General features: G+C 75.7%; 7 protein-coding genes. 1 reads left to right on the top strand and 6 read right to left on the bottom strand.

Annotated elements, in window-relative coordinates; translation table 11 throughout:
• Nucleotides 1-118 precede the first annotated feature (118 nt).
• The 6 genes from AB0K43_RS30835 to AB0K43_RS30810 all read right to left on the bottom strand — a co-directional run bounded on the left by AB0K43_RS30835 (nt 119) and on the right by AB0K43_RS30810 (nt 8261).
• Entirely contained in the window at nt 119-919 is an 801-nt protein-coding gene (locus AB0K43_RS30835; RefSeq protein WP_363645621.1) for a GntR family transcriptional regulator, read from the bottom strand.
• A 390-nt stretch (nt 920-1309) separates the two neighbouring features.
• The gene (gene nudC / locus AB0K43_RS30830; protein WP_363645619.1) at nt 1310-2266 is read right to left on the bottom strand and encodes an NAD(+) diphosphatase; all 957 of its coding nucleotides are present in this window, start codon (nt 2264-2266) and stop codon (nt 1310-1312) included.
• 66 nt (nt 2267-2332) lie between these two features.
• A complete protein-coding gene (locus AB0K43_RS30825; RefSeq protein ID WP_363645617.1) occupies nt 2333-3733 on the bottom strand; it encodes a dipeptidase in 1401 nt (466 codons plus the stop codon).
• Between the two features lie 190 nt (nt 3734-3923).
• On the bottom strand, nt 3924-6797 hold the full coding sequence (locus tag AB0K43_RS30820) for an FtsX-like permease family protein (RefSeq protein ID WP_363645615.1): 2874 nt from the start codon (nt 6795-6797) through the stop codon (nt 3924-3926).
• Nucleotides 6794-7552: an ABC transporter ATP-binding protein gene (locus AB0K43_RS30815; RefSeq protein WP_363645613.1), complete on the bottom strand. Its 759-nt coding sequence runs from the start codon at nt 7550-7552 to the stop codon at nt 6794-6796. The genes AB0K43_RS30820 and AB0K43_RS30815 overlap by 4 nt, the downstream gene beginning before the upstream one ends.
• A 109-nt stretch (nt 7553-7661) precedes the next feature.
• Nucleotides 7662-8261, bottom strand: a complete 600-nt coding sequence (locus tag AB0K43_RS30810) for a PadR family transcriptional regulator (RefSeq protein WP_363645611.1) — start codon at nt 8259-8261, stop codon at nt 7662-7664.
• Nucleotides 8262-8325: 64 nt separating this feature from the next.
• Here AB0K43_RS30810 and AB0K43_RS30805 point away from each other — a divergent pair, with 64 nt between their 5' ends.
• On the top strand, nt 8326-9306 hold the full coding sequence (locus tag AB0K43_RS30805; RefSeq protein WP_363645609.1) for an endonuclease/exonuclease/phosphatase family protein: 981 nt from the start codon (nt 8326-8328) through the stop codon (nt 9304-9306).
• The last annotated feature ends 72 nt before the right edge of the window (nt 9307-9378 follow it).

Below are 9378 nucleotides of genomic sequence, written 5' to 3'. Positions count from 1 at the left end.
GTCACCCCCCCCCCGCCCGGGCGTCTGCCCCGGGCCCCGCGGCCGGGCGCCCCGCGCCCGCGCCGCGCGGGCCCCCCCCCCTCCCGCCCGCGCGGGCGGGAAGGCGGGGCCACGGTCGTCAGCGCAGCTCGTACGGCCGCCCGGCGGGCTCGCCCAGGCCGTAGACCAGCCGGCAGCGGTCGGCCGCGTAGCGGGTCTCGATCACCCGCACCGGGCCGCGCGGGTCGGAGCTGACCCGGGTCTGCACCAGCAGCGGCACCCCGGGGCCGATCTCGAACCAGGCCGCCTCGGCCGGGCCGGGCATCCGGGAGACCAGGTGGTCCACCCCGCCGGTCTCGGTGCGGCCGATCGCGGCCAGCGCCGCCTCGTCCCCGCCGGCCACCGGCTCGGGCTCCATCAGCGCCGTGCCGGCGGCCAGCCCGGCCCGGTAGTGGCTCTCCTCGATCGAGTAGGGCTCGCGGTCCGTCATCCGCAGCTGGCGGCGGACCACCACGGCCTCGCCGGGCGCCAGCCCCAGCCAGTCGGCGACGTCCGCCCGGGCCCGGACGATGAGCATCTCGAAGTCCACCGTCAGCCGGCGCCCGGCCTCCCGGGCCTCCGTGGAGTAGACCTCGGAGGGCGCCGCGAGCGAATCCCGCTGGCCGGGCACCCGGGCGGGCGCGTAGGCCCGGTGGTCGAGCAGGGGCTGCTGCTTGAGGTAGGTGCCCTTGCCCTGGAGGCGGACCAGCCGCCCCTCGTTGACCAGCAGGTCGACCGCGAGCCGGACGGTGTTGCGGGCCACGCCGTAGTGCTGCTCCAGCTCGCTCTCGACCGGGAGCTGGGCGCCGCCCTGCCACTCACCGGCCTCGATCCGGCGGCGCAGATCGGCCGCGAGGCGCTGGTACTTGGGGGACGGCACGCCGCCGCGAGGGATTGTCACCCGAGTGAATGTATCCATTCGGCTTGCGCCATTTCAGCAGAACCCGCCAATATCGGCCGGACCGGGGATTGCGCGGCCGGCTCCGGCCGGATCCATTTCGTCGAATTCCGCGCGCCGCACACCTCCGGGCCGCCCGACGGCCCGCCGGTCCTGCACGGATCGGCCCGACTCCGGTACGGCGGGCGGTTGTTCGACCACGCCCGGACGTGATCGGCGCGGGGCAGGAAAAACGATTACGCCGAACGCAAGGGGCGCGCGGAGAATTCCGCGCGCCCCATTCTTGCCACGCACTCCGAGGTGCACCCCGAGTAGACGCGCCCCGTGCCGATGCGCCCGAGCAGACGCACCCCGACGGGACGCACTCCGACGGGACGCACCTCGCGAAGCGCCCTACCAGCGGGCCGCCGCGGGCAACGGCTCGCCGAACCAGAGCTCGACCAGGTGCCGGGCGATCGAGATCCCGGACGGCGGCAGGATCTCCCCGGCCGCCATCCCGGCCCGCAGCTCCTCGCGGGAGAACCAGCGGGCCTCCGCCAGTTCCTCGCCGTCCACCGTGATCTCGGTGCCGCCCGGCTCGGCCCGGCCCATGTAGCCGAGCATCAGGCTGGACGGGAACGGCCACGGCTGGCTGGCCACGTAGGCCACCTCGCCGACCCGCACCCCGGCCTCCTCCAGCACCTCCCGGGCGACCGCCTGCTCCAGCGACTCGCCCGGCTCGACGAAGCCGGCCAGCGTGGACCAGCGGCCTTCCGGCCAGAGCGCCTGCCGGCCCAGCAGGCAGCGGTCCTCGCCGTCGGTGATCAGCATGATCACGGCCGGGTCGGTCCGCGGGTAGTGCTCCGCCGCGCAGGAGGTGCAGCGGCGGACGTGGCCCGCGCCGGCCTTCTCGGTCAGGTGCCCGCAGCGGGAGCAGAAGCTGTGCAGCCGGTGCCAGTGCTCCAGCGCCACCGCGTGCACCAGCAGTCCGGCGTCACGGTCCGACAGCACGGCCCCGACCTCGCGCAGCCCGGCCGGCCGGGCGTCGCCGTCCAGCCGGCCCGGCAGGCTGTCGCAGGCCAGCGCGAAGTAGGAGACCCCGGCCTCGTCGGTGCCCAGGAAGTAGCGGTCACCGGCCGGCGGCGCCTCGAAGGAGGGCAGCAGGACCAGTTCGCTGCCCGGCTCGGTGTCGACCACGAAGGCCTCGCCGCCGGAGATCGGCAGCACCTTGGTGCTCGGGTGGCTCCAGGCCGCGGCCAGCCACGGCTCGTCGAAGCGGTGGTGCGCGGCCCGGTCCACCCCGGCGCGGGCCAGGGCCAGGTGCTTGCTGTCAGGCACGCTGCTCAACTCGGTCCATCCCGTTCGGATCATCAGGATCGCTCGTCGTGGTGGTCGTGGTGGTCGTGGTGGTCGTCGTGGTCGTGGCGGCCGGCCGGCTCACGCCTGCGGCCAGGTCTCGGCGAGGTCGCCCCAGAGGTACGCGGCGGCCTCCACACCCTTGCGCAGCAGGTCCAGCTCGACCTTCTCGTTGACGGAGTGCCAGCCGTCGGAGGGCACCGAGATGCCCAGGAACAGCACCGGGGCGCCGAGCACGTCCTGCAGGTCCGCGGCCGGACCGGAACCGCCCTCACGGGTGAACAGGATCTTCTGTTCGAAGGCCCGGCCCATGGCCCGGACGGTGGACTGCAGCGCCGGGTGGTCCAGCGGGGTCAGGCAGGGGCGGGTGGCCCCGGGGAAGACGATCTCGTACCGGATGCCGTCCGGCACCCGCTCGGCCACCCAGGAGCGGACGGCCTCCCGGACCTTCTCCACCTCCTGGCCGGCCACCAGCCGGAAGGAGAGCTTGAGGTGCGCGTCGGCCGGCACGATGGTCTTGCCGCCGGGGCCGGTGTAGCCGCCCCAGATGCCGTTCACCTCGGCGGTCGGCCGGGCCCAGACCCGCTCCAGGGTGGAGTAGCCGGCCTCGCCCGAGGTCCCGTAGGACTTGGCCACCCGCAGCCACTGGGCCTCGTCGAAGGGCAGCTCGGCGAAGAGTGCCCGCTCCTCGTCGGTCAGCTCGACCACGCCGTCGTAGAAGCCGGGGATCGCCACCCGCCGGTCGGCGTCGTGCAGCGCGGCCGCCAGCTCGGCCGCGACCGAGGCCGGGTTGGGGACGGCGCCGCCGAAGGAGCCGGAGTGGATGTCGGTGTCCGGGCCCCGGAGGTCGATCTGGCAGTCGGCCAGGCCGCGCATGCCGGTGCAGACGGTCGGGGTGTCCTCGGCCCACATACCGGTGTCCGAGATGATCACGACGTCCGCGGCCAGCCGCTCGGCCTCGCGCCGGACCAGCGCGGCGAAGTTCGGCGAGCCGGACTCCTCCTCGCCCTCCACCAGCAGCTTCAGGTTGACCGCCGGAGCCGTCCGGCCGGTGGCGGCCAGGTGTGCGCGCAGCCCCAGGGTGTGGAAGAAGACCTGGCCCTTGTCGTCGGCCGCGCCGCGGGCGAAGAGCTGACGGCCGATCACGGTCGGCTCGAACGGCTCGGTCGCCCAGCCGTCCTCCTTGGCCGCCGGCTGCACGTCGTGGTGCCCGTACACCAGCACGGTGGGTGCGTCGGGATCCCCGGACGGCCACTCGGCGAACACCGCCGGCAGGCCGTCGCTCTCCCACACCTCGGCCACCGGGAAGCCGGTCCCGGCCAGCTTGGCGGCCAGCCACTCGGCGGACCGGCGGACCTCGCCGGCCAGCTCGGGGTCGGCGGAGACGGAGGGGATGCGCAGCCAGTCGGCCAGCTCCCGCAGGAAGTCGGCCTCGTGCTGGTCGATGTAGGAGCGGACGACGCTGTCCGGGGTTTTCGTCATACGGACGACTTTAGTTCGCCGGGGTGGCCGCTCGCCCACGGCCCGGTGCCACCGGCCCCGTAACCTCCGTCACTTGACGGGGTTCCGGGGCCGGTGGCGGGGGGCGCGACCGGGCCGCAGCCGGTCGGGCGCTGCGCTGCGCGGCCCGCAGACGGTCAGGCGCTGCGCTGCACGACCGGCCCGCAGGCGGTCAGGCGCTGCGCCGGACCAGCACCAGCCGCGAGCGGGTGAGCAGCATCGCCAGCCCGGTGGCCAGCAGCGGCAGCCCGATCAGCGTGATCGCGATGTTCGGCCACGGGAAGGCGATCACCGCCTCGTGCTTGGCCGCCAGCGACGTCATGTCGCTGCCGGCCGCGGCCTCGACCTTGCGCAGCGCCACCGCCGGGACGACCCCGGCGAGGGTGCCGAGCACCGCGCCCATCGCGGCGATCACCCCGCACTGGAAGCCCGCCAGCCGGCGCCGGATGCCGCCAGCCGCACCGACCGCCGCGAGGGTGGCCAGATCGCGCTGGGAGTCGGCCGCCGCCAGGCCGGTGGCGATACCGGCCGCGCCGAGCGCGACCAGCGCGGCGAACCCGGTCAGACCGAGCGAGACCAGGGTGTCCACGGACCGGTAGCCGCGCTCGACCTCCAGATCGGCGCCGTCGCTGACCTTGGCCACCGCCGCGGACGCCTTCTGCTCGGCGCTGTCGGCGGGGACGGTGTCCGGCAGCCAGACCGAGCCGACCTCGGCCACGTCGAGCCCCAGCCGGCGGGCGGTGTCCGCGCCGACGAAGATCCGACCCGGGGTCTGCGCCTTGACCACCACCGCGTCCAGGCCGACGTGGGAGACCTTCGGCTTCGCACCGTCGGCCAGCCCGGTCCTGGCCGGGCCGCTCTCCATCGGCCCGGAGCGCTCGGTGAGGTCGAGCGTGATCTTCCCGTCCTTGACGTAGAGCTCGTCGAAGACCACGGCCTTGCCCTGGGCGAGCGCCTGCGCCGCCGCCGGGTCGTCCACCCCGTACAGGTTGTGCAGGGCCGCGGCGTCGCCGACCGGGAGCTCACCGAAGACGGCGCCCCCGGCCGCGTAGCCACGCTCGGCGCAGCGCGGATCCGCGCGCATGGCCCGGACGGCCGCCGGGTCGGCGGGCTCGTCGGCCCGCTCGTTGTCGGGGTCGGTCGCCGGGCAGCGGCGCTCCTTCGGCACGGCCAGCTCGATGCTGCCGCAGCCGCCCACCCCGACCCGGCAGTTGCCCTGGTACCCGGCGGTGGAGACGTCCGCGCGCCGGCCGAGGTCGGGGAACGCCTGTTCGACGGCCGTCCGCAGCTTGGGCAGCTCCGCCGGCTCGGACTCCGAGCCGTAGCCGAGGGCGATCGAGACCGCACCGGGCGGCATCATGGCCCGGTACTCGTTGCGGTTCTGCTGGTCGCTGCTGGCGGTGTAGATCCCGACCGCGACCGAGCCCGCCACGGCCGCCATCACGGCGGCGACCGCCGGTGCGGTCCGCCCGCGGTGCCGGACGGCGTCGCGCAGCGCCAGCCGCGGGGCGAGCGGCAGGTGCCGGCCCAGCCGGCCGAACAGGCCGACCAGCATCGGGGTGAGCGCCACCATGCCGAGTTCGGCGAGCACCGAGCCGCCGAGCACCGCGGTGGCCCGGCCGCCGACGCCGGTGCTCGCGCCCAGCAGGGCCAGGGCCGCGCCGCCGCCGACCATCACCAGGCCGAGCAGGGCCAGCTTGCGGTTGGCCGGCTTGACCGAGCCGCGCCCGGTGAGCGCCTCCACCACGTCCTGCCGGGAGGCCTGGACGGCCGGGACGACCGCCGCGAGCAGTCCGGTGACCAGGCCGATCGCCGCCACCCCGAGCAGGTCGAGCGGCTGCACGTTCAGGTGGCCGAAGCGGGTGCCGCCCTGCTCCTCCAGCCAGGGCCGGGTGGCCGCCACCAGGCCGACCGCGAGCACCACGCCGACGAGCGCGCCCGCCAGGCCGAGCACCACGCCGCCGCCGAGCACCACGGCCCGGATGTGCGAGCGGTCGCCGCCGCCGGCGGCGAGCAGGCCGAGCTGGCGGCGCGAGCGCCGGGCGCCGACCGCGAAGGCCGGGCCGGCCAGCAGGACGATCTCCAGCAGGGCCATGCCCGCCACCGTCCCGGCGATGATCAGGCCGGTCGGGTCGAGCGCACCGCCCCCGCCACCGTGCTGGTCGTTCCAGACGTAGTACGGCACCTGGGAGCGGGCCGGCGGATCGGCCAGCACCGCCCGCGAGGTGGCCGCCAGGCCGTAGTTGTTGAGCTCCAGCACCTTCGGCCAGGCCACGTGGCCACCGGCCGGGAGCCGGACCAGCCAGCGCAGGCCGGGCGCGTACCGGTCGTCCTGCTGGGCCTGGGCGGTGCGCAGCGGTTCGACCAGGGCGCCCGGCCGGCCGACCAGGTCGGTGGACCGGAGCGAGCCGGGGTACTCGACCGCCGCGGTGATGGTGAACGGGCGGCTCTCCAGCCCGCGCAGCGTGGTGGTGTCGCCGATCCTGAGCCCGGCCTGGTCGAGGAAGGCCTGGGTGGCGGCCAGCTCCTGCGGGGCGGCGGGCGCCCGGCCCGCCGTCAGGTTGATCCTGCCGTGCCAGATCGGGTCGGTGAGGTCGGCCTCCGCCGTCCCCGCCCTGACCCGGCCCTCCTTGCTGGTGGCCGAGGCGCCGGAGCCCTGGACGACCGGCACCAGCCCGGTGCCGGCCGGCAGCAGCTCCTTGAGCAGCGCGACCGGGTCGGCCGCGGCGGCCAGCGCACGGGTCTGCTCGGGCGTGGGGGGCTTGCCCTTCTCGACCTCGGCGCTGGCGCGGCCCTGGTCGGCGTCGGGCTCCTGCAGCACGGTGGTGCCGAGCTGGTCCAGGATGACCAGCGCGTCCGCGCGCCCCATCAGCCGGTCGGCCTGTTCGGTCGCGCTGAGTTCGGCGCTGCGGTAGATCACGTCGGCGCCGGTCACCCCGAGCACCGGCAGCGCGATCATGGCCAGCACCAGGGCGCTGCGGCCCTTCGCCCGCTGCGCGTCGCGGCGGGCGATGCGCAGGCTGGCGCGCCAGGCGGTGAGTTTCACTCGGCCCCGCCGCCCTTGACGCTGTTGGTGGCCGCCGTGACCAGCAGGGTGGCCGCGTCCTGCCGCGCGGTCTCGTCGACCATCCGGCCGTCGCGCAGGAAGACCACCCGGTCCGCCCAGGCGGCGTGCCGGGCCTCGTGGGTGACCATCATCGCGGCCGCGCCGGCGTCGCAGCGGGCGCGCAGCACGGCGAGGACGGTCTCGCCGGTGGTGGAGTCCAGCGCGCCGGTGGGCTCGTCGGCCAGCACCAGGCGGCGGTCGCCGATCAGCGAGCGGGCGATCGCCACCCGCTGCTGCTGGCCGCCGGACATGTCGTCCGGGAAGCGGTCCGCCAGCTCGGGGATGCCCAGCTCCTCCAGTGCGGCCAGCGCCTCCCGGCGGGCGGCCCGGGCCGAGATCCCGTCCAGCTCCCGGGGGAGGGCGATGTTCTCGGCGGCGGTCAGGGCGGGTATCAGGTTGTAGTCCTGGAAGACGTAGCCGACCGCGCGGCGGCGCACCTCGGCCTGCCGCTTGCGGTTGAGCTCACCGAGGGCGACGCCCTCCACCAGCACCCGCCCGCCGGTCGGCGAGTCCAGGCCGCCGGCCAGCGTCAGCAGGGTGGACTTGCCGGACCCGGAGGGGCCCATCACGGCGACCAGCTCGCCCGGGTGCACCATCAGGTCGACGCTCCGCAGGGCGTGCACCTCGGCGGCGCCGTGGCCGTGGACACGGCTGACCTGCTCCAGGTGCAGCACCGGCGCTTCGGTTTGAGACATGGTCAACTTCCCCCTGCGCTTGGTGGTTCATGGTTCGTGGGTGGCACCGGCCGCGCGGGCGGGCGCCGGAGGCGGGCCGGGGCCGGCGCGGCGTCGGGTCGGCGCCGGCTCAGAGCCGCGAGCGGCGGCGGGTCGGCGCGGGCACCGGGGGCGCCGCCTCGGCCTGCGCCTGCTGCTGCTCCTGCCGCCGGACCAGCCGGGTCTCGCAGTGGTCGAGCCAGCGGATCTCGGCCTCGGCCTGGAAGATCAGCTGCTCCAGCACCAGCAGCCAGGCCAGGTCGGTCTCCCGACCGACGTCGGCGGCCAGCGCCTGGCCCTTGAGGCGGGTGTAGTCCTGCAGCGCCTTCATGCTGTGCCGGCGCTGGCCCTGGACCACGGCCGGGACGTCGACGCCCGGCACGGTCACCGCCATCGCCAGCTTGATCGCCAGCTCGTCCCGGGGCGGATTGGTCCGCGGCACCGGGGTGTCGAACCAGCGGCGCAGTTCCACGCGTCCCTCGTCGGTGACGGCGTAGAAGAGATGACCCTCCTCGTCCTCACCGGCCGGGGCCACCAGGCCGTCCCGCTCCAGGCGGCCCAGCGTGGTGTAGACCTGGCCGACGTTGAGCGGCCAGGTGGAGCCGGTGCGGGCCTCGAACTCGGTGCGCAGCTGGTAGCCGTAGCGCGGGCCCTGGTCGAGCAGGGCGAGAAGACCGTGTCGGATGGACATACCACGTATGTATACCCGGTATGTCCAAACTGCTCAAGCCCGGCACCCGGTACCGTCGTACGGTGTGAGCCAGCTGCGCATCGCCACCTTCAACCTGCTGCACGGTCAACCCGTGGCCGCCGACGGCACTCCGCTGCCGTTCCCGGAGCGCGGGACCGACCCCGGCGGCCCGCTCGGCGACGCCGTCGCCGCCCTGGACGCGGACGTGCTCGCGCTCCAGGAGGTCGACCGCCACCAGGACCGCTCGGGCCTGGTCGACCAGACCGCCGTCGCCGCCAAGGCGATGGGCGCCGCCGACTGGCGCTTCGCCGCCGCGGTGCACGGCCGCCCGGCGCCGGTGGCCGGCTGGCTGACCGACCCGGAGATCACCGGCCTGCAGGTCTACGGCCCGGCCGAGGTCGACACCGCCACCGGCCGGCCCTGCTACGGCACCGCCCTGCTCACCCGGCTGCCGGTGCACCACTGGCGGGCCCGCCGGTTCGCGCCGGCGCCGTTCGGGCTGCCGCTGCGGGTCGCCGGACGGCGCGGGCTGACGCCCGTCCCGGACGAGCCGAGGGCCGCGCTGGCGGCGGTCCTGGAGGGCGCGCACGGGCCGTTCACCGTGGTGGCCACCCACCTGTCCTTCGTACCCGGGTGGAACGTGGCCCAGCTGGCGGGGATCCGCCGGTGGATCTCCGACCTGCCCAAGCCCTACCTGGTGCTGGGCGACTTCAACCTGGTCGGCGCGGTGCCGCGGACGGTGCTCGGCGGGGCCAGCGCGCTGGAGCGCGGCACCTCCAAGGAGCGGATCCGGGAGCTGCGGGCCGCCCGGCGGGCCCGGGCCGCCCAGCCGGGGCCGCGGCGGCGGCGGGTCCGCGAGCCCAGGCCGCGCCTTCAGGGCTGGTACGACCTGGCCAGGACCCCGACCTACCCCTCGCACCGGCCGGCCGTGCAGTTCGACCATGTGCTCGCCGTCGGCGTCCCGCGCCGCGCGGTCGGCCCGGCGGCGGCCCCGCACACCGGCGTCTCGGACCACCGCCCGCTGGTCGTGGAGGTCACCCTCTGACGCCCGGGCGCCGGGGGTCTACTGGCGCGCCATCGACACCGCGAAGGACCTCACCGAGGCCGCCAAGGAGCT

Origin of the sequence: Kitasatospora sp. NPDC049258 (assembly GCF_040678895.1) — a bacterium.
Taxonomy (GTDB): Bacteria; Actinomycetota; Actinomycetes; order Streptomycetales; family Streptomycetaceae; genus Kitasatospora.
This window is presented reverse-complemented; position numbering and strand designations above follow the sequence as displayed.

Bases quoted from the DNA above. Each gene is read 5' to 3' on its own strand.
- nudC (WP_363645619.1), bottom strand. From the start codon at position 2,266: ATGATCCGAACGGGATGGACCGAGTTGAGCAGCGTGCCTGACAGCAAG.
- AB0K43_RS30825 (WP_363645617.1), bottom strand. From the start codon at position 3,733: ATGACGAAAACCCCGGACAGCGTCGTCCGCTCCTACATCGACCAGCAC.
- AB0K43_RS30815 (WP_363645613.1), bottom strand. From the start codon at position 7,552: ATGTCTCAAACCGAAGCGCCGGTGCTGCACCTGGAGCAGGTCAGCCGT.
- AB0K43_RS30810 (WP_363645611.1), bottom strand. From the start codon at position 8,261: ATGTCCATCCGACACGGTCTTCTCGCCCTGCTCGACCAGGGCCCGCGC.